This window comes from Arenibacter echinorum (genome assembly GCF_003259375.1).
Taxonomy (GTDB): domain Bacteria; phylum Bacteroidota; class Bacteroidia; order Flavobacteriales; family Flavobacteriaceae; genus Arenibacter; species Arenibacter echinorum.
Map to the genome: position 1 here is coordinate 55,411 of NZ_QLLN01000007.1, position 24,847 is coordinate 80,257.

Annotated in this window: 18 protein-coding genes and 1 tRNA gene; 8 read left to right on the forward strand and 11 right to left on the reverse strand. The window is 39.2% G+C overall.

The features are described 5' to 3' along the window. Nucleotides 1-72: 72 nt before the first annotated feature. Together LV92_RS17485 and alaS are read right to left on the reverse strand one after the other, a co-directional pair. Nucleotides 73-1,017, reverse strand: a complete 945-nt coding sequence (locus LV92_RS17485) for a GSCFA domain-containing protein (RefSeq protein ID WP_111624902.1) — start codon at nt 1,015-1,017, stop codon at nt 73-75. A gap of 83 nt (nt 1,018-1,100) precedes the next feature. Then, nucleotides 1,101-3,716, reverse strand: a complete 2,616-nt coding sequence (gene alaS / locus LV92_RS17490; protein WP_111624903.1) for an alanine--tRNA ligase — start codon at nt 3,714-3,716, stop codon at nt 1,101-1,103. 104 nt (nt 3,717-3,820) lie between these two features. Here alaS and LV92_RS17495 point away from each other — a divergent pair, with 104 nt between their 5' ends. The 5 genes from LV92_RS17495 to LV92_RS17515 are packed head-to-tail and all read left to right on the forward strand — an operon-like array spanning nt 3,821 to nt 6,968. After that, on the forward strand, nt 3,821-4,798 hold the full coding sequence (locus LV92_RS17495) for a M23 family metallopeptidase (RefSeq protein ID WP_111624904.1): 978 nt from the start codon (nt 3,821-3,823) through the stop codon (nt 4,796-4,798). Then, nucleotides 4,798-5,127 carry a MerR family transcriptional regulator gene (locus LV92_RS17500; protein ID WP_031445282.1) on the forward strand — a complete coding sequence of 110 codons (330 nt, stop codon included), beginning with the start codon at nt 4,798-4,800 and terminating at the stop codon, nt 5,125-5,127. The genes LV92_RS17495 and LV92_RS17500 overlap by 1 nt, the downstream gene beginning before the upstream one ends. Nucleotides 5,128-5,148: 21 nt before the next feature. Beyond that, a complete protein-coding gene (locus tag LV92_RS17505) occupies nt 5,149-5,748 on the forward strand; it encodes a LemA family protein (protein ID WP_111624905.1) in 600 nt (199 codons plus the stop codon). A 7-nt stretch (nt 5,749-5,755) separates the two neighbouring features. Beyond that, nucleotides 5,756-6,193, forward strand: coding sequence for a TPM domain-containing protein (locus LV92_RS17510; RefSeq protein ID WP_111624906.1), 438 nt, complete (start codon nt 5,756-5,758; stop codon nt 6,191-6,193). Continuing rightward, nucleotides 6,174-6,968 carry a TPM domain-containing protein gene (locus tag LV92_RS17515; protein ID WP_111624907.1) on the forward strand — a complete coding sequence of 265 codons (795 nt, stop codon included), beginning with the start codon at nt 6,174-6,176 and terminating at the stop codon, nt 6,966-6,968. The genes LV92_RS17510 and LV92_RS17515 overlap by 20 nt, the downstream gene beginning before the upstream one ends. Nucleotides 6,969-7,361: 393 nt before the next feature. On the opposite strand, the gene LV92_RS17520 is transcribed toward LV92_RS17515, so the two are convergent. Together LV92_RS17520 and der are read right to left on the reverse strand one after the other, a co-directional pair. Continuing rightward, a complete protein-coding gene (locus tag LV92_RS17520; RefSeq protein ID WP_111625076.1) occupies nt 7,362-10,124 on the reverse strand; it encodes an outer membrane beta-barrel protein in 2,763 nt (920 codons plus the stop codon). 132 nt (nt 10,125-10,256) lie between these two features. Next, a complete protein-coding gene (gene der, locus LV92_RS17525; protein WP_111624908.1) occupies nt 10,257-11,561 on the reverse strand; it encodes a ribosome biogenesis GTPase Der in 1,305 nt (434 codons plus the stop codon). Nucleotides 11,562-11,640: 79 nt separating this feature from the next. On the opposite strand from der, the gene LV92_RS17530 reads away from it, so the two are divergent. After that, nucleotides 11,641-12,132: a GTP-binding protein gene (locus LV92_RS17530; RefSeq protein WP_111625077.1), complete on the forward strand. Its 492-nt coding sequence runs from the start codon at nt 11,641-11,643 to the stop codon at nt 12,130-12,132. A 350-nt stretch (nt 12,133-12,482) separates the two neighbouring features. Here LV92_RS17530 and era read toward each other — a convergent pair whose 3' ends face one another. Further along, nucleotides 12,483-13,367, reverse strand: a complete 885-nt coding sequence (era, locus tag LV92_RS17540; protein ID WP_111624910.1) for a GTPase Era — start codon at nt 13,365-13,367, stop codon at nt 12,483-12,485. Nucleotides 13,368-13,415: 48 nt separating this feature from the next. Then, nucleotides 13,416-14,897, reverse strand: a complete 1,482-nt coding sequence (locus tag LV92_RS17545; protein ID WP_111624911.1) for a Na+/H+ antiporter NhaC family protein — start codon at nt 14,895-14,897, stop codon at nt 13,416-13,418. Between the two features lie 352 nt (nt 14,898-15,249). Between LV92_RS17545 and LV92_RS17550 the strand changes: the two genes are divergently transcribed. Beyond that, nucleotides 15,250-15,322, forward strand: a tRNA-Met gene (locus tag LV92_RS17550). Here the strand turns inward: LV92_RS17550 and LV92_RS17555 are convergent. Then, complete coding sequence (locus LV92_RS17555) at nt 15,320-15,607, reverse strand: hypothetical protein (RefSeq protein ID WP_111624912.1); 288 nt, start codon at nt 15,605-15,607, stop codon at nt 15,320-15,322. The two genes, LV92_RS17550 and LV92_RS17555, sit on opposite strands and share 3 nt — an antisense overlap. A gap of 433 nt (nt 15,608-16,040) precedes the next feature. Here LV92_RS17555 and LV92_RS17560 point away from each other — a divergent pair, with 433 nt between their 5' ends. Beyond that, nucleotides 16,041-17,639, forward strand: coding sequence for a CehA/McbA family metallohydrolase (locus tag LV92_RS17560; protein WP_111624913.1), 1,599 nt, complete (start codon nt 16,041-16,043; stop codon nt 17,637-17,639). 68 nt (nt 17,640-17,707) lie between these two features. On the opposite strand, the gene LV92_RS17565 is transcribed toward LV92_RS17560, so the two are convergent. The 4 genes from LV92_RS17565 to LV92_RS17580 all read right to left on the reverse strand — a co-directional run bounded on the left by LV92_RS17565 (nt 17,708) and on the right by LV92_RS17580 (nt 24,787). Beyond that, nucleotides 17,708-19,243, reverse strand: coding sequence for a sulfatase family protein (locus LV92_RS17565; protein ID WP_111624914.1), 1,536 nt, complete (start codon nt 19,241-19,243; stop codon nt 17,708-17,710). 38 nt (nt 19,244-19,281) lie between these two features. Continuing rightward, complete coding sequence (locus LV92_RS17570) at nt 19,282-20,856, reverse strand: alpha-L-fucosidase (RefSeq protein WP_111624915.1); 1,575 nt, start codon at nt 20,854-20,856, stop codon at nt 19,282-19,284. Between the two features lie 8 nt (nt 20,857-20,864). Continuing rightward, nucleotides 20,865-23,249 (reverse strand): PDZ domain-containing protein, encoded by a 2,385-nt coding sequence (locus LV92_RS17575; protein ID WP_111624916.1) that lies wholly within the window; start codon nt 23,247-23,249, stop codon nt 20,865-20,867. A 104-nt stretch (nt 23,250-23,353) separates the two neighbouring features. Next, on the reverse strand, nt 23,354-24,787 hold the full coding sequence (locus LV92_RS17580) for an alpha-L-fucosidase (protein WP_170126353.1): 1,434 nt from the start codon (nt 24,785-24,787) through the stop codon (nt 23,354-23,356). Between the last annotated feature and the right edge of the window lie 60 nt (nt 24,788-24,847).

A 24,847-nucleotide genomic window follows, 5' to 3' on the forward strand; every position in this document is an offset into this window, starting at 1 on the left:
AGGTTTAAATTATTTCCCTCAAAACTCCAATAAAATAGAAAACAAAACCATAGGGCAATTGCCCTATTTTAATCAGAATTTCATAAAAGGATACTCCTTTTGAAGGTACGTAATTTTTTGATCAAGTGCCTTAAGGAATTCCTGATGCTTTTCCGATTCTAGATTAAATGGACGGTGCTGTAATCCTTTTTGAATGGCTAATACTTCATCCATAGTCTTATAGGAAGTTTCAGAAATCCAAACCGTTTTAAATTTTTCCCAGATATAGGTAATCGCCAGGTCATTGGGATGCACCAGATCATTCGCGTAAAAGCGATAATCCCGAAGTTCGTCCATCATTAGTTCATAACTCGGGAAATACAAGGCATTAGCTTTTTTTATTATTTGGTGCACTGCACTGATCAAATGCGCCTTACTTTGTTGATTTTCTATAAATCCATCCTTTAAATGACGCACTGGGGAAACTGTAAAAACAATCTTGGCCTTAGTATTTATGGTTTGAATTTGACGTACAATAGCTTCCAAGCTTTGTACGATTTTTTCTATTGAAAGTAGTTCTTTCTTAAATGCCAACTGTGGCACCTTATGGCAATTGGCGACTTCTTTTCCATTTTCCTTCAATTGATAGGCCCAAGCTGTCCCTAAAGTAATAAAGATATGGGAAGCCTCGGTTATATATAGTTTCGTTTGCAATAAGCCCGAGTTTAAGCTACCGCTTAAATCTTCTTTTGTAACAGAGGACAAATCGGAATGCGCGTCATAGCACTGCCAGCGCTCATTCAAAAAAAATACCTCTTCCCCTGTGTATTGCTTCTGATGAATAGCCCTAAAAATCAAGTTTTCGATAGCCAATGGATGGAATAAAATTCCAAACGGATTTTGTAGGGTTTGAAATTTATAGTAAGCCAGTTTGTCTCCTATATTGTTGGCAAAACAAGACCCCAACACCATTAGCTGACTTCTATAATCAATCTGATTTTCAGCTTTTTTTAGAGGTATCTGTGTTTGAAGTTTCATGATACAATTTTAAGCATTACCTTCCTTAAGCAACTCTAATGCATCCTTAAGATGATATAACTATTTGGATTTTTATAATCGTCCTATAGTATATAATCTTTAGCTTTCTGCAGTACCTCTCCAATCCCAGTTGGATTTTTACCTCCGGCGGTAGCAAAAAACGGTTGACCGCCCCCGCCACCTTGAATGTACTTTCCAAGCTCCCGAACTATGGTTCCAGCATTCAATTTCCTTTCCTCTACCAATTCCTTGGAGATATAACAGGACAAAAGTGCTTTCCCCTCGTTCTCCGAAGCGAAAAGTAAAAAAAGGTCCTTTCTATTCTGTCCCATCTCAAAGGAGATGTCCTTAATTCCTGCCGCATCCAAATCTACCTTTTTGGCCAAGAATTGAATTCCGTTTACTTTAGTTAGTTCATTAAGCAACTCGCCCTTCAAATTTTTAGCCTTCTCTTTTAAGAGGTTTTCCACCTCTTTTTTCAATCTCAAATTTTCTTCTTGCAAAGCCGTTAAGGCCTTAATAGGTTCCTGGGAATTATTCAAAAGCTCCTTAATTTCCAACAGGGTATTATTACTTTCAGAATAATAATCCTTGACAGCATCGGAGGTTATGGCCTCTATCCTGCGTATTCCCGCAGCCACAGCGCCTTCCGACTTAATTCTAAAATGCCAAATATCAGCAGTATTCCGCACATGGGTCCCACCGCAAAGTTCTATTGATTGCCCAAAGCGAATAGTTCTGACCGCATCGCCATATTTTTCTCCGAACAGGGCCATTGCCCCTTGCTCCAAGGCCTTTTCCATAGGCACGTTTCGCTGTTCTTCCAAAGGAAGTCCATTACTTATCCTCGCATTTACAAAACTTTCAATTGCCCTCAGTTCATCTGCACTAAGTTTGGCAAAATGCGAAAAATCGAATCGTAGGTATTTGGAATGTACCGCCGAACCTTTTTGTTCCACATGGGTTCCCAAAATTTCACGTAATGCTTGGTGCAACAAATGGGTTGCCGTATGGTTGCATTCCGTTCTTTTGCGCTGCTTTGCATCTACCACCGCCTTGAATTTATCCCCTGAATCCTTGGGTAAATTTTTTGCAAAATGTACAATCTCGTTATTTTCTTTTTTAGTATCCAAGATATATACCACATCCCCATTGGAAGCTTCCAAATATCCCTTGTCCCCAACCTGTCCTCCACCTTCAGGATAAAAAGGGGTAAGGTTGAATACGATCTGATATTGCTCACCTTCTTTTTTGGAAGTTACTTTTCTATATTTTACAATTTTTACAGAGGTCTCCAAATTATCATACCCCACAAATTCCTGATGTGGATCCTCGGCAAGAACGATCCAATCTTCTTTGGACACTTCGGATGCCGATCTGGAACGATCCTTTTGCTCCTTCATGGCAGCTTCGAACCCTTTTTCATCCAGTTCATATCCCCTTTCACTTAAAATAAGTGCTGTTAAATCAATTGGAAATCCGAAAGTATCGTACAGCTCGAACGCTTTTCTACCGTCTATTTTTTTGTCCTTGTTTTCGGCAACAATATTATCCAACAATAATAATCCTTGGTCCAAAGTCTTTAAAAAGGAATGTTCCTCCTCTTTGACCACATTTTCTATTAACTGTCGTTGGTCCTTAAGTTCTGGAAAGGATTTCCCCATCGTATCGGAAAGCACTTTTACCAATTGGAACATAAAAGGTTCCTTGGTATTCAAAAAGGTAAATCCGTAACGAATGGCCCTTCGCAAAATTCTACGGATTACATAGCCCGCCCCCGTATTACCGGGCAACTGTCCGTCAGCTATGGAAAAGGAAACCGCCCTTATATGATCCGCAATTACCCTAATGGCAATATTTGTTTCTTCGTCTTTTCCATACTTGGAATTGGTGATGGTCTCTATCTCCCTGATTATCGGGGTAAACACATCGGTGTCGTAATTGGACTGCACCCCTTGCATTACCATACACAAACGTTCAAAGCCCATTCCGGTATCCACATGTTTGGCCGGCAAGGCTTCCAATTGTCCATTGGCCTTCCTATTGTACTGCATAAAAACCAGGTTCCAGATCTCCACGACCTGAGGATGGTCTTGATTGACAAGGGCAGCACCGGAAACTTTTACCTTTTCCTCTGCCGAACGGATATCCACGTGTATTTCCGAACAGGGGCCACAGGGTCCTTGGTCTCCCATTTCCCAAAAATTATCCTTCTTGTTCCCAAAAAGAATCCTTTCCTTGGCCACTATCTTACTCCAAAGCTCCAAGGCCTCCGTATCTTGGTCCAGCTTGTCGGCATCTTTACTTCCCTCAAAGACCGTTACATAAAGGCTATCCTTATCAATCTTGCACACTTCGGTTAAAAATTCCCATGCCCAGGCAATGGCCTCGGCCTTAAAGTAATCCCCAAAACTCCAGTTCCCCAACATTTCGAACATGGTATGGTGGTAAGTATCCTTCCCCACCTCTTCCAAGTCGTTATGCTTGCCACTAACCCTAAGGCATTTTTGGGTATCGGCCACTCGAGTGTACTTAGGGACTGAGTTTCCCAGGAAAAACTCCTTAAACTGATTCATGCCCGCATTGGTAAACATTAATGTAGGATCATCTTTGATGACCATAGGTGCAGAAGGAACAATTTTATGGGATTTTTCCTTAAAAAATTCTAAAAACTTGGCTCTAATTTCTTGGGATTTCATGTAAATTGGTAAGCTTTTTATATATTTAACGGTTGTTAGAAAACAATTTGCAAATTTGCAAGTTATCTATAAACATGACCACAAAAATAGGATAAATTAGATACATGTCTAAGGTAAAATATTATTACGACCCGGACACCCTATCTTACCGTAAGATAGAACCCAAAAAATCCAGAAGATTTAGAAATATTGCTCTATTTTTTCTAGGGTCGTTTCTATTTGGTTTTTTAGGTCTTATATTGCTTTTAAACACTAATTTGGTAAACACCCCGCGCGAACTATCTTTGGCCAGGGAAGTGAAAAACTATGAACTTCAGTTCGAATTGCTGGGCAAGAAAATGGAGCAGATAGAAAACGTACTGGCTAATATTGAAGATCGTGACAACAATATCTACAGATTATATTTCGAGGCCAATCCTATTCCTGAAGAACAGAGAAGAGCTGGATTTGGAGGGGTAAACAGGTACAAATCCTTAGAAGGCTTCAACAATTCCGAAATGATCATTGCCACGACCAAAAGGCTGGACATTATTCAAAAACAAATGGTGATACAATCCAAATCCTTGGATGAGATTACAAAGCTGGCGGAGGAAAAAGAAAAATTATTGGCGGCAATCCCCGCTATACAGCCCATAAAAAATGAAGATCTTACGCGTATGGCATCGGGTTACGGTTGGCGTTCAGACCCTTTTACCAAAGCCAGAAAAATGCACTGGGGAATGGATTTCACCTCCCCTAAAGGCACTCCCATTTATGCCTCAGGTGATGGAACCATTACCCGCGCTGACAACAACGCCTCAGGTTACGGGAAACATATAAGAATAGATCATGGTTATGGATATATGAGCCTTTATGGTCATTTAAGTCAGTATAACGTTAAAGCCCGACAAAAGGTAAAAAGAGGTGATCTTATTGGCTTTGTAGGAAGCACTGGGCGTTCCGAAGCACCCCACCTGCATTATGAGGTATGGAAGGATGACGAACGCATTAACCCCATCAACTTCTACTACGGAAGTTTAACCGCAGAGGAATTCGAAAATATGTTGAAATACGCTAACCAAGAAAACCAATCCCTGGATTAATGCATATAGATCTTCCGGAAAAACGATATTATGGTATTGGTGAAGTAGCCGATGCCTTTGATGTGAACACCTCACTTATCCGTTTTTGGGAGAAGGAGTTCGATGTGCTTAAGCCTAAAAAAAACGCTAAGGGCAATAGAAAATTCACCCCCCAGGATATTAAAAACCTGCAACTTATCTACCATTTGGTAAAAGAACGCGGTTTCACCCTGGAAGGTGCCAAAACCCATTTAAAGGAAGATAAATTAAAGACCTTGTCTACCTTTGATGTAATCCAAAAATTGGAAAAGGTTAAGGCAGAACTGATCAAAATAAAGAACCAACTATAAATAACACTAAATACACTGATCATGAAAAAATGGTTAATTCCAGTAATTATCCTTGCCGTTATAGGAATAAGCTTGTACCAATGGGCCGTAGGCTTCAACAACACGGCTGTTAAGCTTAAGGAGACCTCTACCCAGTCATGGGCCAATGTGGAGAGTGCCTACCAAAGACGAAACGATCTTATAGGCAACTTGGTAAAGACGGTACAAGGCGCAGCTGATTTTGAAAAAGGTACCCTTACAGCTGTAATAGAAGCTAGGGCCAAAGCCACCTCCGTTAGCATAGACCCCACGAATATTACCCCAGAGCAGCTGGCAAAATTCAATGAGGTACAAGGGGGACTTAGCGGAGCACTAAAAAGTCTTTTGGTAACCGTAGAACGTTACCCTGACCTGAAGGCCAACCAAAATTTCTTGGAACTGCAGTCACAATTGGAGGGCACGGAAAACAGAATAAACATAGAACGAAATCGATTTAACGAAAGCGTTTTGCCCTACAACAATCATATAAAAACATTCCCTAATTCCGTATTGGCAGGCATATTTAATTTTGATGAACTGGCTTACTTTAAATCTGAAGCTGGTGCAGAACAGGCTCCGGATGTGAATTTCGAATTCAACTAAAATCAAGATGTCCAAAGTAGAAGATTTTTTAACGGCCAATGAAGAATTGGAAATAGTGAATGCTATTGTAGAGGCCGAAAAAAATACTTCCGGGGAAATAAGGGTGCATATTGAACCCAAGTCCAAAAAACCCCATTTTGAACGTGCCCAAGAAGTATTTCACTATTTAAAAATGGACAATACCAAAGAAGAAAATGGAGTATTGATCTACATTGCCGTACATGACAAGAAGTTTGTTATTTATGGCGATAAGGGGATAAACCGCGTAGTCCCCGACAATTTTTGGGACAACACCAAAAAGATTCTGGAAAATCATTTTAAAAAAGGAAATTTTAAGCAAGGTATCATAGAAGGAATACTCATGGCCGGCAAAGAATTGGAAACCCATTTCCCTTGGCGACATAACAACACCAACGAATTAAGCAATGAAGTATCTAAAGGGTAGTCTCTTATTCCTGGTATTATGCAGCTTCTCCATAACTGTTGCCCAATTTAAAATTCCCGAAAAACCCAAGCTTCAGGAACAAACGAGTGTTTATGACTATATAAATTTACTTTCTGCCGAACAAAAAGCTAGCCTGGAACAAAAATTGATCCGTTATTCGGACAGTACTTCAACCCAGATCGTAACGGCCATTATCTCCTCTACCCAAGGGGAAAATATAAACTTTTTAGGCGCCAACTGGGGACATGCCTGGGGTATTGGACAAGCCAAAGAGGACAACGGTATTTTAATTCTATTGGCCCGGGACGACCGGAAAATTGCCATCAATACAGGTTATGGAATAGAGCCCCTATTAACGGATGCCCTTTCCAAACGTATTATAGAAACTGTCATTATACCAGAATTCAAGCAGGACAACTATTACGACGGACTCAACAAAGGGGCGGATGCCATTTTTAATGTGCTCAATGGAGAATTCAAGGAAGAACGCAGTTTCGACAAAAATACTGGTTTTCCATTTCAGACCCTATTGCCTTTCATCATTTTCATTGTAATTCTCATCATTCTTTCTAATAAGGGAAGAAAAGGTGGCGGTGGTAAGGGAGGTAACCGAAAGGGTATGGACCTTTGGGATATTATTGTACTCAGCAATATGGGCCGTGGAGGCTACAGATCAGGGTCTTCCGGTGGTGGCTTTGGTGGTGGAGGCGGTGGTTTCGGAGGAGGCTTCGGCGGTGGCGGCTTTGGTGGCGGTGGCTCGTCTGGGGGATGGTGATTTTCCAATGTATCAATGAATTAATGTAACAATGGGATAATGGATCAATTTACCAATGAATAAATGTGTCATTGTTTTTATGCAGCAATGGCTTAATTTGAAAATTTGGTAATAAGCGATCGCGAGTTCGATGTAAAAACTTAAAAATCAAAAGCCGTCAAATTGAGTGGTTTTTCATAGTGAAACGAAGAAAAACTGTATCGAAATTAGGCTTTTGATCGAAAATTCACTTGTCTTCGATACGATTTTCTACCAAAAATCACTCTGACTGACGTAAATTTTCTAATAGACAACTCACGCTAAGTTAATTTGGTGATTTGAAAATAAACCTTCAAACCAGAAACCTTTTCAATCCAGAAACCCTTCAAATCAGAAAAATCTCAAACTAAAACATTAATTGTAACGACCTCTTCTACCTCCAACATCAGGTTTTTTGCCTCCAAACTGATCAAACTTGTAGGTAAAACTTGCCATAAAATACTGCTGTAGTACCGTACCTTGAAAATCCTGAATAAAATCCTCCCCAGTAGTCCTTCTGGTATTTATATTTTGATCCAACAAATCGTAGGCCAAGACCTTCAAAGTTCCTTTATCTTTCATCATTTGAAGCCCAAGGCTCATATTCCAAAAAAGGGCATCCTTTCTAAATCCTGGACCTACATTGCCATTATAACTATATTTCAGATCATTGCCCCATATTAAGTTTTTGGGCCAATAGGTGGTAACCCTTAGACTGGCATTCTGGGAAGTGAATTTTATATCCTCAACACTTTCCAAATTATAGGTGGTATTGTTAAAGCCTATACCATATCCAGGTTCAATCTCTAACTGTTCCTTATAATTATAGGTAGTGGAAATATAGGGGGTAACATCAAAACTTTTTGCCTTTAATTCCACGCCGTTGGTGAAACTTACCTGTCTTCCATAACTCAATCTTGGCCTTACGTTGAATTTAAGGGTATAGAGACTGTCTTTCTTTATTTGCTTGGAATACCCAACACCCCCGTATCCACTATAATTGCCATCCACATTGGTATAACGGGTAGTTCTTAAAAAATTATCGTCCGTTGTGGAGATGGCGGACACCCTATCCTTCTGGATATCAAATCCGGTATAAAGAAAAATTCCGGTTTTATCCTTCCAGTTATAATTGTTGTAATTAAAATCTACGCCGTGGTTAACACTGGGCAACAAATTGGGGTTCCCTATTACTACGTTCAATGGGTCATTGATATTGGGAACAGGTTGCAATTGATTTACCGATGGCACATTGAGCCTGGAATTATACCTCAGGTACAAGCGTTTGTTCTTGCCTATATTATACCTAATATTAGTTCTAAACAATAAATTCTTATAGGAATTGGAAAAAGAGGTGTTCTGTAGAAAATCCTGATTCTTAAGATCTGTCATTACATAGGAGGCATTGGCCCTAATATTCAATTTTTCACCATTGCTGCGTATTCCAAATGATGGGGACTGTTGAATATTTCCGAAGTTAAAATCTGAACTTAAAGCCGTATTAAAATCGGTATAGCCATTAGTAGCAGCGTCAAAATCCATTACCTGCTTGGCATTGTCCCTTTGATCATTTCGGTATTCATAACCAAAATCCAAAAACAACTTACTGGTCAATGGCTGCCTATAATCCAGCTCCAATTCATAGGAATTTGTTTGATTATCGATTTCCGACAGCTGATCCAGGTTTTCTACACTTGGGTCATCCCCATATATCTCCCGGAAGGAGTTTAGGTTGGAGGTGTTCACATTTTCAGAATTGTTATTGGAGAAGTTAATGCTGATCATTTTACCAATAGTATCAAGCTTTTTCATAATTCCAAGACGATTGGAAAAATTTCTTTGATGTCCATCACTGACAGTTATCCTATCATTTCTGTTGATCAAATCCCCATTTTCATCTGTGGAAGTCGTGTTGTTGCTATTGACCGAATTTGTCCTATTGATACTCATAGAAGGCTGAACCGTAACCCGAAGAGTTTCATCTACATCATAGTCTATATTTGCCGCCCCCCGGTTAGAATTGGTAGAGCCCTCGAAATTGGATACGTTGTCTGTAAAATATCTACTGTCGGGCAAAATGTTTTCCCTACTTGTCCTTTGGTCATTATAGGAATCGCTATATCCAAAAAAGTAGTTGGCATCGATCTTATATTCCCCTTTTTCAGAATTGGCATAACTGGTCCCTACGTTGGATGAAGTAGTGATTCCATTACCGAAATTATTGATAAGACCTGATTCCCTGGCTCCGGAATAACCCCCATCGGTATTCCCTACCATATCGTAAATCTCATCAAAAGAAAACCCAGAATTGTTTATGTTATTTGAGCTGGCAATAACGCTTACCCTCTTCTTATCATTAAAATAATTGATAAGTCCGTTTAGTTGATATCTTTCATCGGTACCATAACCTGCCGCCATTCTTCCTAAATAGCCCTTATTCTTATCTTCCTTGATGGTTAGATTGATGGTCTTGTTTTCACCATCGCCAGCTTCCCCGGTAAACTCTTCGGTTTTGGTTTTGGTATCTGTAATTTGAATCTTGCTTATTATATCCTTGGGCAAACTTTTGGTAGCTACCTTGGGGTCGTTACTAAAGAATACCTGTCCGTTTACCAGGACCTGATTTACCTCCTTACCGTTTACGGTTATCTTACCATCACTATCTACCTCTACCCCAGGTAGCTTTTTCAAAACATCCTCTACAGTCGCATCGGGCTTTGTCTTAAAGGAATCAGCATTAAATTCCAAGGTGTCCTTTTTTATGGTGATAGGCACCCTATCGCCCACAACAAGTACAGCATCCAATTCCTGCGCTTGTTCCTCCAATTGCACATTCCCCAAATCTACCTGAGCCCCCAGTTTAACTTTTATATAATGTGGCTTATACCCATTGTAGGAGAAATATACATTTACCTCCTTGAGATTGGTATCCCCTTCCAATTCAAAGACTCCTTTTTGATCGGATACGGTGTAGGAAACCAAGGTACTATCCTTTAAAGATTCTGCATAAATAGTGGAGGCTTCCAATGGTGCCTTGGTAATAGCATCAACAATTTTCCCGCTCAATACAAAATCCTGGGAAAAAGAAAGGTTAAAAAATAAAATGGAAAATAGGATAGAAAAGTGAAATTTCTTCATCTGGCAATACTGTCTTGGATTCTTGGTAGTTTGGTAAGCCACCAAAAATAACCCTTGACCCACTACGACCCAAATGGTTAACAGAACTTTAAGACCTAGAAATTAGAAATACCCCATTAACAATACAGATTCCTATTTCTTTCTCATAAAGACCGATACAGGCACCCCTGTAAAATCGAAATTCTCCCTTAATTTATTCTCCAGAAAACGCTTATAAGGATCTCTTACATATTGAGGAAGGTTACAGAAAAATGCAAACTGCGGATAGGGTGTTGGCAATTGGGTGCAGAATTTAATTTTTACATACTTATCCTTATAGGCCGGCGGCGGATAGTTTTCTATAATGGGCAACATAATATCGTTCAGCTTTCTGGTCACCACCTTTTTTTGTCTATTTTCATAAACCTGAACTGCAGTTTCTATAGCCTTAAAAATTCGCTGTTTCGTTAAAACAGATATAAAAAGAATGGGCACATCTGTAAAGGGTGCTATGGCCTCCTTAATTTTCTGGGTATAATGCTTAATGGTATTGGTCTCTTTCTCTTCAATCAAATCCCATTTATTCACCAAGATTACGATTCCCTTATTGTTCCGTTGTGCAAGCCAAAAAATATTTTCCACCTGTCCATCAAAACCACGGGTAGCATCCAACATAAGAATGCACACATCCGAATGCTCAATAGCCCTTACGGACCGCATTACGGAATAGAACTCCAAATCTTCCCTCACCTTGGCCTTGCGACGGATCCCAGCGGTATCCACCAAATTAAATTCGAAGCCAAATCTATTGTATTTAGTATCTATACTATCTCTAGTAGTACCGGCAATATCGGTAACTATATATCTTTCTTCCCCTATAAGGGCATTGATAAAAGACGATTTTCCTGCATTAGGTCTTCCAACCACAGCAAAACGCGGCAAGTCGTCCTTCTCTTTTTCCTTTTCCGGTAATATCTTTACCAAATCGTCCAATAAGTCGCCCGTACCACTACCGTTTATACTGGCAATGGTATAATATTCGCCTAGGCCCAAGGAATAAAACTCCACGGCATCTTCAGCTCTTTTACCGTTGTCCACTTTGTTCACTACTAAGAAAACGGGCTTATTTACACGTCTCAACAAATTGGCCACATCCTCATCCATACCCGTAACCCCGGCTTCCACGTCCACCATAAAGATGATGGCATCAGCCTCATCTATGGCCAGTTCTACCTGCTTATCTATTTCTTTTTCAAATACGTCATCGCTCCCCAACACATATCCGCCGGTATCGATCAGAGAAAACTCCACACCGTTCCAATCACTTTTTCCGTAATGACGATCTCGCGTAACCCCGCTCACAGCATCAACAATGGCCTCTCTTCTTTGAATTAATCGGTTAAAAAAGGTTGATTTGCCTACATTAGGTCTTCCTACAATGGCTACTATAGCACTCATACTTTTAATTTGTTGCAAAAGTACTATTTATATCCGAAGAAAAAACAGTATCTTTTATCCTAATTATCAGCCAAATAGTTTGAAAGCCTTACCCAACGAAATTGTATTAAGACCTAGGTTCCAACTTAACCTAAAAGGTCCTGCCCAACCCATTCTACAATTGTTTCAAGAAGTGGACAAACCCCCTTTTAAGGTTAAAATATCCGATCATCATGTTTTTATAAAATTCAATAGGGCGGAAACCCATTTCTGGTCGCCTCAGTTACAAATAGAGATAGTGGACCAGGAGGACGGCAACAGTACCATTTACGGATTATTTGGTCCCAACCCCACTTTATGGACCTTCTTTATGTTTGTCCATTTTGGAGTAGCCTCCCTTTTTATCATTTTTGGGGTTTGGGCCTATTCCAATAAGGCCCTGGGCAAAGAAATAGGCCTTCAAATAGGATTAATGGCCTTAATGGTCGTAACCTGGATTGTTCTTTATGTATTTGGTAGGATAGGAAGAAGAAAAGGAAAGCCCCAAATGCATCAGTTGCATGAGTTTATGTTACAGCATATTAAGGTTTAAGGTTCAAAGATTAAAATGAGTTGGCAGTTTCAGGAAGCAGTGGGCAGAAATAGGTTCAAAGTTTCAAGTTCAAGGCTGTAGGCCAAAAATAATTTGATCGAAAGATGTTCCTTCCCCTAAGGAAGGGAAGGTGGCTTCGACAGAGGAGAAGACGGAAGGGGTTTGATGTACAGGGCGCTGGCAGTGGGCAGTTTTCAGTGGAAAGAGAAAAATCTGATTCCGAATTACATTTTCCAGTTAAGAATAAATCAGCGAGTATCATTGAGGTCTCGACTGCGCTTGACCGGACAATCTTTGTTTAGTTCCAAAAATCATATCGTGTTCTGTGATTTAAACAATCCAATAAGACGCTACCCCTGGTTATACCCGAAGCGTTTCAATTGGTTGGGATCGCTTCTCCAATTCTTGTTGACTTTCACATAGAGTTCCAAATGCACCTGCTTGTCGAAGAATTTTTCCAAGTCCTTACGGGCTTCCACCCCTACCCTTTTTAGGGCACTTCCCTTATGACCTATAATAATACCTTTTTGGGAATCGCGCTCCACCATGATAACAGATCGCATGCGGATTATATCCTCATCCTCAAAAAACTCCTCGGTATCGATCTCCACAGAGTATGGGATTTCCTTTTTATAGAATTGAAGGATTTTTTCCCTAATGGTTTCGTTTACAAAAAAGCGTTCCGGCTTATCCGTTAATTGGTCCTTGGGGTAATAAGGCGGGGCTTCTGGCAACAATTCCAATATCCGAAGAAAGACTTCCTTAACATTAAAATTCTGCAAGGCAGAGATGGGATGTATTTCAGCTGTTGGTAATTGTTCGTGCCAATATTGAACCTGTTCTTCCAAAATACCTTGTTCCGAAACATCAATCTTGTTCAAAAGGAGCAAAACAGGGATTTTGGTGTTTTTTAGTTTTTCAAAAAAGCGCTCATCCTTCAAGGCCTTCTCCCCAATTTCTACCATATAAAGCAGCACATCGGCATCTTCAAAGGCAGATTTTACAAAATCCATCATAGAAGACTGCAATTCATAGGCCGGTTTAATAATTCCCGGAGTATCGGAAAGTACAACTTGAAAATCGTCACCATTGACAATTCCCAAAATACGGTGCCGGGTAGTTTGTGCCTTGGAGGTTATAATGGATAATTTTTCCCCAACAAAGGCATTCATGAGTGTGGATTTCCCCACATTGGGATTTCCTATAATATTTACAAAACCGGCTTTATGCGACATCTTCCCTTTTTAACTATAATAGGTGCAAAGGTAGTAGAATCCTTCTATCTATATCATAATAAAGCCTAAAATTACATAAAGCACTACTGTTATTAAGCCCCCGATCAAGGCATAGGGCAACTGGGTATTTATATGGTCTATATGATCACTGGCAGAGGCCATGGAGGAAATAATGGAGGTATCCGAAATAGGCGAACAGTGGTCTCCAAAAACCCCACCTCCTAAAGTAGCAGCAACCACTAAAGGTATTGGTGCACCATGGATTTCAGCCATGGGCATGGAAATCGCCATCATAATGGCAAAGGTCCCCCAGGAAGTCCCGGTTGAAAATGCGATAAAGGAGCTAATTACAAAAATAACTGACGGTAAAAAAACAGGAGACAACCAATCTTTGGACCAGTTTGCGATAAATTGTCCGGTACCCAGAGCATTACAAGCATCCCCTATAGCAAAGGCCAATAGCATTAATAAAGCCAGTGGCATCAATTCACTAATACCCTTTAGTGTCAGATCTATCATTTCTTTGGTTTTCATAATTTTTTGAGATCGATAGAGCACCATGGCCACCAAAATCGCCGTAAGAACTGCGTATAGGACAGATGATGAACCAGAACCTTGACCAATTGCCTTAAATACATGATCGCCAAAAGAAGTTGCATCCTCCACAGCGTCCCAACCCGTATATGCCAGAAAGAAAGGCATCATAACTACCATGGTTGCAAGGGGAACGATCATATTGTAAGCCTTGGCCTTGATTCCTTCTTTGGACTCAAAGGAGGTTACCTCACTGGACAACATAGGTTTGGCATTATCATTAAGCAATTTACCCGTTTCCCTGGTGCGCTTTTCCGCTTTTGACATAGGTCCAATATCCTTTTTGGTAATAATTACCACGAAAACAATGGCAATGGCCAGGATAGGATAAAAATTATAAGCTATGGACTCTAGCATAGTTCCAAACGGATTTTCTATACCCTGGGTAAGCAAAAGTCCCATTATAAATGCTCCCCATGCATTAAAGGGAATTAAAATGGAGGAAGGAGCAGAACTGGAATCGGCAATATAGGCCAGTTTTTCCCTAGGAATCTTCAGTTTATCAAAAATAGGACGATATAGAGTTCCAACCGTTAAGGAACTAATACTAGTCTCCACAAACAGTAAAATTCCCGTGAACATTGCCATAAGCTGTACTACTACCCTACTATACCCACTTTGTTTTTTTTCAAAATAGGCTATTACCTTATTAAGCTCGTTTATAAAACCCTCGACCCCTTTGGAATACTGTATAAACAATAACAAGGCTCCCACTAGGGCACTGAACATTATGGTTCTGGTATTGCCAGGCGACTTAAAAACATTGACCATACCTTCCACTGCGGCTAAGGTACCGGTAAAAAAATTCCAATCATTGATGATCACCCAAGAGAACCAAATCCCAAAAAGCAGGGCTATATAAACTTGTTTGGTTCTGAGCGCCAGCACAATAGCGATTACAGGTGGTAAGATTGAGAGAAAACCATAGTTATCCATAGATGATCGGGCGAATTAAAGGTGACGGATTTTAATTAAAATCGATACAAAATAGAAAGATTTTGGACAATGAGGACTACAACTGGGCATTTTTAAATGTTTGATAAAAATTTAGTCTCATTTTTAATATTTAATTGAAAATAGATTTGGGAAATCATAAAAAGCATGTATCTTTGCAGTCCGAAATAATTCAGTCAGCATTATGAACTGAGGGTTTAGAGCCAAGTTGAATGTTTTGGAAACGCACATCGCGGGATAGAGCAGCATCCTTCGACTACGCTCAGGACAGGGTACCTACTCTGACTGGAAAAATATAAAATGACAGTACCTTTAAGGTACATTGAACATACATCGCGGGATAGAGCAGTAGGTAGCTCGTCGGGCTCATAACCCGAAGGTCACTGGTTCGAGTCCAGTTCCCGCTACAAAGAAAACCAGCTAGAAATAGCTGGTTTTTTTGTTTTGCGCAAAAGCAATGCTCGCATTGGCTTTGAAGCAAAACGAAAAAATAGGGCGCGGAGCGACCTTGGTTTTCTTTGTAAAGCCACCCCCATGGCCCTTTCCGTAGTGAAACGGAGGAAAGAATCCAGTTCTCCCACAACTCTTAAAATTGTTTCCACATTAAATTTGGCGTAGTAGCCTTTCCTTGTAAAGCCACCCCCCATGGCCCTTTCCGAAGCGAAGTGAAGGAAAGAATCCAGTTCTTCCACTAATCAAATTTTAAGATAAAACAAAATTAGAGGACACAGAACAATCTAGCTTTTGTAGTAAAGCTACCCTATGGCCCTAAGAAATTCCTATTCCAAAAGAGAAACCAATGCTTTCGGATCAGGATGCGGCAGAATATTTATTGGCGAATGTGTTCAATAAAAATTGGTATCAAGACGATAAACTTCTATAGGGAGGGCGAAATAATATTAAAGTCAGATCATAAATAAAAAGCCACTTGCCTTAAGCGGGTTATGGTATAGTCCAGCTGTGGTGTTTTTATGGGCCATAATCCCATTGATGCTGCCAAAAAAAAAGGAACAAAGGCCCCAAAAGCAGCATAATTTATAAGTTGCATATAAATCTGGGGCTATAAGAATTCAAGATGATTTTTAATTGTTAACTTTAAAAAGGTCAATAGTTAAATCACCTAAAATGAACCCACTGAAAATAGTCCTCGTTTTATTAAGTTTTACTTTTTCGTTCCATTGTCTTTGCCAAAATAGTACAACTTCCATTAACGTTACGGTTACGGATAAAAATACAGGAAAGCCAACGGCAGTACGAACTAAAATCAACGATTCTAATGGATATGTAGCCGGCATCCCCAAGGAGGCTATTTCTATTATGTACGGAAGGGACGACAAAGCGGAACGCTACGGTTTTCAACCAGATAGCACCTATTATATTGATGGCCATTTTAATCTTGATCTACGCCCTGGAAAATATAAAATTACCTTATCAAAAGGGTTTGAATATCTGGATCAGGAGCATACTATCGAAGTAAAGGAAAGTGGAGGCAACACTTTTAGTTTTGAGATGAAAAGGTGGGTTAAAATGTCAGATTTAGGTTGGTATTCCGCCGATGACCACATTCATATTCGCCGGTCTCCAAGGGAAAACCCACTAATCTTGAAATGGGTCGAAGCCGAAGGGCTAAATGTTGGGATCTTACTTCAAATGGGAGATTTCTGGGCAACCTATTTTTCCCAATATGCATTTGGAGAAGATGGAACATATGGACAGAATGAAAGCTTACTTTCTACTGGCCAGGAGGACCCAAGAACTCACCAAATTGGTCATACAATCGCCTTGGTAGCCGATGATTTTGTTCGGCAACAAAAAGACTATTACGAATACGATAAGATATTTGATAAGGTTCATGAATTGAACGGGATAACTGGGTATGCCCATCAAGGTATGTCCTTTAATGGTTCAAGGGGTATGACTTTAGATGTGCTAAGCGGCAAAGTGGACTTTCTTGAACTACTCCAATTTTGTGTCAATGGGGGCCCTCTGCTTACCCAAAATTACTACCACTTTCTGGATTTGGGCTATAAACTTACGGCAACGGCAGGATCCGACTTTCCCTGGTGTGGCCTTGGTCCGTCATTTGGTACCGACGACCCAAGTTGGAATGCCCGAATTGGCAATGTCAGGTTTTATACTTGGATAGATGGAAAATTTGAGTATGCATCTTGGAAGAAAAATCTAAAGGAAGGACACACCTTTGTCTCATCCGGCCCTATGCTTGTTTTTAGTATCGATAATCATCTCCCAGGTGATGAAATTAAATTGTCGGCACCGCAAAAAGTCTCCATTAAGGCAAAAGCTTTAGGAAATAAAGACCAAATTCCACTTTCAAAGCTGGAGATAATAGCCCATGGAAAAGTGTTGAAAGAAATAACGCCTAATGGGGATGTTCAATCTCTGGAAAATATGGAATTGAACTTTGATCTAGAATTAGAAAAAGGGACTTGGATAGCTGCACGCTGTTTTGCAGGCCCAAATCAAGTTGCCCATACAACACCTATTTATATTACTGTAAATGACGGGGGTTTTCACAACCCGGAAACATTCGATGACTACTTGTCATTAAACGAAAAGTATCTGGATGAACTGGAAGCGGAATTGAAGCAACCCAACGATCGGGTAGATATGCGCGCCTGGTGGCATCGTAACCCGCTACAAAAAAGAATTGCCGAAACACGAAAAATCATTGAAACATTGAGAGAAAAAAGAAGGCCGGATTAAAGCATTTTTTTTGCATTGGTACTAATGCGTCTAAGACTAACAAAAAATCCTCCTTTTCTACTTCTTTTTTAATTTTTCTTGGATTTTCTGTAACTAGGATGTGGTTCCGTAGAATTCAATTCATTTTTCCAAATATCTATTTCCACTTCGTTTTTCTGAATAGCACCAAGCGTGCTTCGTCCTTTTGATACATAGGACTCAAGAAGGGCGATTAAATCTGTTATTTTTTCAGGGTACTGTGCCACCAGATTATTCTTCTCACCCAAGTCTTCTTTCATATTGTAGAGTTGTACTTGAGGCAGTCCCAATTTTATAGTTTCGATCCCAAATGGGGCAGTCCTTCCTCCTGAGCCTGGCGCTAAAAGTAATTTCCAGTCGCCTTTACGTATGGAAAAACGCCCATGAACAGAATGATGTACTATACTTTCACGGGGATTGTTAACAGCTTTTCCAAACCAAGAATTAAAAAAACTGAAACTATCCTCTCCAACCTCATCAGGAAGCTCTTCAGAAAGCATCTCTGCAAAGGTCGCCATCATATCGGTTAAACAAATAAGCTGATTGGATTGAGAGTGAGCTTTCACTTTCTCTGGCCAACGAAGAATGAAAGGGACACGGTGCCCACCATCCCAAAGATCTGCTTTGTATCCTCTTAACTTAGAGCTTGGAAAATGATTCTTCGACTCTAAATAAGAAATATCCACTTCTCGGCCCTGTGAGGTACCATTATCCGAACTAAAAATTACAATTGTATTTTCGCTTAGCCCATTACGATTAAGGGCCTCCATCACTTCACCTACAGAACCATCGGTTTGAGCTACAAAGTCACTATACTCACCCAAAGTCCCTTTTCCTTTCCAATTGGGAGCTGGGGCCACTGGTGAATGTGGCGAATTTTGCGCAAAATAAATAAAGAAAGGCTTTCCTGACTTTGCCGCTGCAGCTTTATCATCTATCTGCCGTACTACTTCTTTTGTTAAATCAGGAAGTGTTTCAATAAAAGGAATCTCTTTGATAATCGTATCGTCTTGAACAATACTGCTCATATCGGCAGATTGCTGGAAGCCATAAAATTCATCAAAACCACGACTGATAGGTCCGTCTGGAATGTGGGTACCTATAGGGGCAGGAGCATAGAAGTGTGTTTCGGTCATCTTTTGTCTCGATGGTTTTTTTGTCCCGCTTGGCAATTCATAATGATAATCCAAATGCCATTTTCCAACAATGGATGTACTATAGCCCTTGCCACGGAACAAACTACCAAGCGTCATTCGGTCTGCTTCAATCAGGGGTTCGCTTCCCCCACCTACAATCCCCCTTTGCAATCGTGTACGCCAATTATACCGACCGGTCATCAATCCATATCGTGATGGAGTACATACTGACGAACTTGTATGGGCATCAGTAAAGACCATCCCTTCTGCTGCCAATTGGTTTAAGTTAGGTGTTGGAATCTTGCTATGGGTTGGATTTAGTGCCTGAACCTCTCCATAGCCCATATCATCAGCATATATAAATATAACATTGGGTTTTGTTTGTTGCTGTGCAAAAAGGCTTGTCGATAGGATTACCCCCAGCAATCCAATAATTAAAAATTCTTTCATTTCATATTAATTTAGTTTCTTTATTAGTTTTAAGTACATTATTTTCCTAATGCTATTTTTACTTTTTTCATAAATTCTAAACTCTTTGGATTGACAAATGGCTGGTCTCTTGTAACATCTTGGGTTATCAGCATATTTACAGTAACCGGAACATTAGCCTTAGCCATTTTATGAAAATAATCGAGATACTCTTGTTCGGAGAAAGTAGGCCCTCCCTTTGAATTGGAATCACGCCTGATGATACCATTGAAAGGTTCTTTTGGAAACCATGAACCATCCAACACAAAAGATGAATGTTCCTGCAATCCTTCATAACGACCACCTTCCTCAAATAACTTTTTATCAAGCGGATTGTTCAAGCTGCCACCTGAATCACTTGTTTGAAGATCATTAAAAGGAGAATATTGCGCCCACCAGTGACTACTAATGGCTACAACTGCATCGGGATTACCGGCCTTTAATGATCGATAATACTTCTCCCATGGCATATTCATTACATAAGCAGAAAACGATGAATCGATATATCCCCAGCCGGCAATACTTTTCCCGTATCTTAAACTCACCTCACGAGCAAAATCATTCAGATATTGAAACCATTTATCTGGGTTCTCTTCTATACCTAATTTAGCAGCAAGTTCACCTCTAGGAGACATATTATAGTACAACAATAGTTTTATATCTCGTTTATTTAAGGCTTCTGCTAAGTCCGCAATCAAATCTCTCTCTGTAGTCCTTCCCGGAAGTACTTTTTCTAGTGTTTTAATCGGTGCTGGAAACATTTGCATCCCATGACAAGTAGTAAAGGTTACCCATGAAGCCCCAGTTTCAGCAACCAAATCGGCAAATACGTCTACATCAAACGTATTTACACCCCACTCAAAAGTCTCAAACGCTTGCTTATCGCCATATAAGGGATAAGTGAACAATGACCAATGAATAAAAAGACCGTATTTACCATCTCTCATCCACGATAAATCGGGCTTCAATTCCTTTGCTCGTACTTTCATTGCATTCCAAACCTTTGGACGTACTAAGGCAATATCTTTAACAGCAATTGAAGCTGATGATTTAGGAGGAATTCCATTGTCCAACTCTTCTTTCGCAGCTTTAATTTGCTTGCTCGAAATTTCAGAAAAATGAAATGTTATTGTATTTATTCCTTTTTTTAAAGGTATAACCTCATCGAACCACTGCCTTGTGCCTGCTACCTTGCGTGATTCATTGTATTGTGTAAGCCCCCTTAACGCTGTACTAAGTACTTTACCATTTGATATAATCTCAACTGTACAGTCAGGAGTTTGTCCTTGGAATTCCTTACCTGTATATTGTATTGCTACCAAATAATCTGCCGTTTCGGGCACCTCAACTGTCCACGTTATTTTATCATTTACATCTGTAAATCCATATACGATATCATTATCTTTTTCAGAAAAACCATTCCCCTTATTAGGTCCATATTTAATGGAGCCTTCAAGACTGCCTTGGTGCCCCATTAGTACATTAAATTCATCACTATTAAGTTTTATAACAGTATTATCATTAACGGATTTATGACTTATAAATAATAAGGATAATAAACAAAGACCTATAGTACTCTTGATGTATCTCTTCATCTGAGATTTTATTTAGTTTTTATCGTCAATTCCATTATTTTTTGATTCCTGAAAATTTTTAAGTTTAAGACTCCTTTCCAATTATGTTCTTGATACATTTTCATTAAATCTGAAATTTTATCAATTTCTTTCGACTCACCTGCAATTATAACATCTCCAGGTTGTAGTGCAGAGTTTGACAATACACTTTTAGCATCAATATTAATAATCAGTACGCCTGCAGTTTTACTTAATCCAGATGCGGATCTTTCCTCCATGGTCTCAATATTTTTAATTTGTGCACCAAGCCAATTTAAACTAGTTTTCTTTGTTTTTTCACTATTGTCTAATGACCATATTATTGGAAATTTAGGAGTTTTTGCTATTTTTTTTAAGGCCATTTTTTTTACTCCGAAACTATCCATTGGAAAATTCTTAAAACCTATTTTTAGTGCGGGTGAATTTTCTGAAACAGTATAATTTCCAGTATTTGGATTAATAAATTGGGGGTTTCCAAAAACACTTTGTAAGTCTGTATTGTTTCTTTGAGCTTTTAAAAGGGCTTCTTCGTCTGGAAACAAATTATAATCTACCTCTTTGCCCCATGCTTGTAACCTAATGTCTTTATGGTCTGTAAGAACAATATTTTGACGAAAAACATCTTCACTGTTTTTAAACCACACATGAGGATGAAACCCATTATTAATCATAATATTATTTTCTACAGTTCTATAAAACCCTTCTCGTAATTTTAAACCACCGTTAAGACATACATTATTATATATTGCATAGTTGGTAGATCCATCATCTAAGTCAATATCCCAACCATGATCACACCTAAAACGGTTATTTCTTATTATAGTGGTATGTATAGCATCCCACAAGGGCATCTTTGGATTCTTTGCTACAATTTCGTCCATCGTTTCACGATTTGGGTGCCAAAAACGATCTCTGCCCCATGAATTAAAAGAGCCATGGTCTCCTGATTCCAATACGGTATTGAACACATCATTATATTCTATAATATGACCACCCCAAGTACCTTCACTAACATTTATACCTGCTCTAGGCACTTCATAAATACTATTGTTGCTTACGGTTATATCCATAGCCATTGAAATTTCTACACCAGCCGTCTGCTTTTCCAATCTTCCAGTTCTATAAATCAAATTATTATCTACCGTACATGTTTTTGGAAACATATTGTTCGCTGGTCCTTTTATTGTGTCTAATTCTTTAAAAGGAATAAACTCATCGTACTGAAATGAAGGAGAGCGTACTGCACTAGGACTGCCTACGAAACTTATAGCAGAAGCGCCACAGTCATGAATATGGTTGCCAGAAATTGTTGTACTTCTATTGTAATTACTAACAAAAATAACGTTACCTCCCAAATTTGAAAATTCACAATCTTTAACGACAATGTTTTCTGTTCCTTCTATAAAAACAGCTGCCCCTCTATAGATAGTCCAGTCACTTCTAAGTAAGGGTTCATAATTCTCCATAATCGTTCTTTTGGCATGCTCAAATTTAATCCCCTCTATTGACACATCTTTAACTGGTAATTCTTCCGAGCCCTTTATTTCAAGCAAATGTTTTAAATATACCCCTTCGAATATCGCGTTTTGAATATCAATAGTTGTTTGTGGCCAATAATATAGTTTACTTGTATTTTTATCAAAATACCATTCACCAGGGCTATCTAGCTCTTCAAATACATTTTCCACCATCCTAAGTTTTTCGTGCATTCCTGCCGATGGTCTATTGTTTTGATGTCCTCCTGATAATACTGGTTCTCCTTTTTCGTTAATCCCTGATATTGTGTAATGAAACCCACCCCATTCTCCGGCGTGCATGGCATGAACAATGGTTCCTATAGGTTGAGCCCATGATTTAACCCGCTCTAGGGAAATGGCATCGGCAGAATGCCCTTGCCAATGCCCTGCCCTTTCGTCATAATTTGGATAGCGCGCCAAATTTTGTCTAATACCGTTTACAAACAACTGGTCAAAGGCAGTATTGTCCGGCATTTGGGATACCCAAATATGGTCGTTATATTTTTCCCAATCAGGTTGTAGCCGTTTTGAACCCTTTATAGTAACCAAATCGGAACCTTCACCAATTATGCTAAGATTACCCAGCTTAGGCGTAATAAGCAAAGTAGAGTCTAAATAATATTCCCCTTGGGATATATTGATGATTATTGGATTGACTTTATCCTTTGAGCGAATTTCATTTGCCTTTATTATAGCCTCGTTGATACCTTTGAATACTACCTCCGTAGATTCGCCATTTCCCTCACCGACATAAAGATTAATTACCTTTTCCTTAGAACCACAACTTATTAATAAAAAAATCAAAAAAAGGCCTGGTGACCATCTTTTCCAATAAATGGTTTCAAAATACTGTGTCATTGAAAATAGTTTTATTTGTTAAATTACCATTTGATATTGCCCTATACTTATTTGGCACCTCCATTGTCGGATTGCTCTTTAATCCAGAACCCCGGGTTGATTTTTCATTCATCGGTAGACATTGTTTTTTGTATTGTTTTTAAGAGTTCAAGCGATTCAGGCGAAACAGATCCATCTTCATACATTTCGAGATTAATAGATAATGGATATCTGTGTTCTTGTGCATATTTAATTTGCGATATAAGTATTTCAGCAGAATAGTTCGGACTCACAATTTTACTGTTCTTATCAATATGCCCCCATCTTTTTTCAAGGGGAAAACAAGTGTGGGCCATTAATCCTTTTTGAAGTCCTTCTTGAAATACTCCTTCCTTAAGTTCTTCAAATTGTGCCAACCCCTCTCCTGCAAAATAATCTTGGTATTCAGTAAGGCGTGGTAAAATCCATGAATTATAAGCTATTATACGCTCACTGTTACCACTTTTGGCTGCCTGACTTATCTTCTTAAATGGAGCACTTAATATACCTCCTGTGGTGCCATCAAAATGACAATCATAATAACGTTGCGCACCATCAAACCACCAGCCGTGTAGCTTTCTTTTATACCTTTTACCTATCTCAGACAGAATATTTGTTATGTTATAGTATAATTCTGTTTTATCAGCTTTATATCCACCTGATGCTTCCATCCAATCAGAGTCAACTGAATGGTAACAATCGTAACCATAATGATAATAAAAGATAAGTTTAATCCCTTTTTTATCTAGGACATCTGCCATTTCTCCCAATAGATCACGTTTCGTTGTTCGACCTTTAATTAATTTGTCAAGTGACTTTATAGGGGCTGAAATATACTGCTGCCCCCATGTTATCGACCAAAGAACATAAGATGCTCCCGTTTGCTCAACCATATTGGCAAAACGTTCAACATCAAAATCATTCACTTTATCTTCCCAGTTTTTTATTGTGTCACCTTTCTCAGGAGTTGCCCTATTTGTCCATTGAAACATTAATCCATAACCAGCATCGCGAAACCAATCTGGATTTTGCCTATTCTTCAAGGTGTAATCTTGAATGCTTTTTTGCACTTCTGGCTGAGTAAGTTCTATGCTTGATAGTTTAAATCCCTGAGTCTTCCTTACTATCATTTGAACAGTGTTCACACCCTTCTTTAGCATCACTTTTCCAATAGAAAGCCTTGACCATTCCAGTGCCTTGTTCACGACTTCCTCTTTTTGTCCGTTACAACTTAATTCTATACTAGCCTCCTCTGCAAATACTAAAGTAGATACTTCATAAACACCTGCTTTGGGTGATTTTACTTTCCACTCCAAATAATGAAGTTCAGGTGTTATCGACTCCACCCACAAAAACATGTGATTTTTAACAATGGGTTTCAAATTTGGGCTGATGCTGGCATAACGGGCTGAGAGTACATTAATTTGATTAGGATTTATTTCCACTGTGATTGTTCCTTCACCTGTTAAATGATCTCCTGTTTCGGCATAGGGGTCAATTTTATTTTGGGCATTAGCCAAAGTGCACCCTATTATCAAGAATAACATTGGACGACATATGAAGATCCAACAATTTTCGAA

Coding starts and splice junctions, on each gene's coding strand:
- LV92_RS17485 (WP_111624902.1), bottom strand. CDS start 1,017: ATGAAACTTCAAACACAGATACCTCTAAAAAAAGCTGAAAATCAGATT.
- alaS (WP_111624903.1), bottom strand. CDS start 3,716: ATGAAATCCCAAGAAATTAGAGCCAAGTTTTTAGAATTTTTTAAGGAA.
- LV92_RS17495 (WP_111624904.1), top strand. CDS start 3,821: ATGTCTAAGGTAAAATATTATTACGACCCGGACACCCTATCTTACCGT.
- LV92_RS17500 (WP_031445282.1), top strand. CDS start 4,798: ATGCATATAGATCTTCCGGAAAAACGATATTATGGTATTGGTGAAGTA.
- LV92_RS17505 (WP_111624905.1), top strand. CDS start 5,149: ATGAAAAAATGGTTAATTCCAGTAATTATCCTTGCCGTTATAGGAATA.
- LV92_RS17510 (WP_111624906.1), top strand. CDS start 5,756: ATGTCCAAAGTAGAAGATTTTTTAACGGCCAATGAAGAATTGGAAATA.
- LV92_RS17515 (WP_111624907.1), top strand. CDS start 6,174: ATGAAGTATCTAAAGGGTAGTCTCTTATTCCTGGTATTATGCAGCTTC.
- LV92_RS17520 (WP_111625076.1), bottom strand. CDS start 10,124: ATGAAGAAATTTCACTTTTCTATCCTATTTTCCATTTTATTTTTTAAC.
- der (WP_111624908.1), bottom strand. CDS start 11,561: ATGAGTGCTATAGTAGCCATTGTAGGAAGACCTAATGTAGGCAAATCA.
- era (WP_111624910.1), bottom strand. CDS start 13,367: ATGTCGCATAAAGCCGGTTTTGTAAATATTATAGGAAATCCCAATGTG.
- LV92_RS17545 (WP_111624911.1), bottom strand. CDS start 14,897: ATGGATAACTATGGTTTTCTCTCAATCTTACCACCTGTAATCGCTATT.
- LV92_RS17560 (WP_111624913.1), top strand. CDS start 16,041: ATGAACCCACTGAAAATAGTCCTCGTTTTATTAAGTTTTACTTTTTCG.
- LV92_RS17565 (WP_111624914.1), bottom strand. CDS start 19,243: ATGAAAGAATTTTTAATTATTGGATTGCTGGGGGTAATCCTATCGACA.
- LV92_RS17570 (WP_111624915.1), bottom strand. CDS start 20,856: ATGAAGAGATACATCAAGAGTACTATAGGTCTTTGTTTATTATCCTTA.
- LV92_RS17575 (WP_111624916.1), bottom strand. CDS start 23,249: ATGACACAGTATTTTGAAACCATTTATTGGAAAAGATGGTCACCAGGC.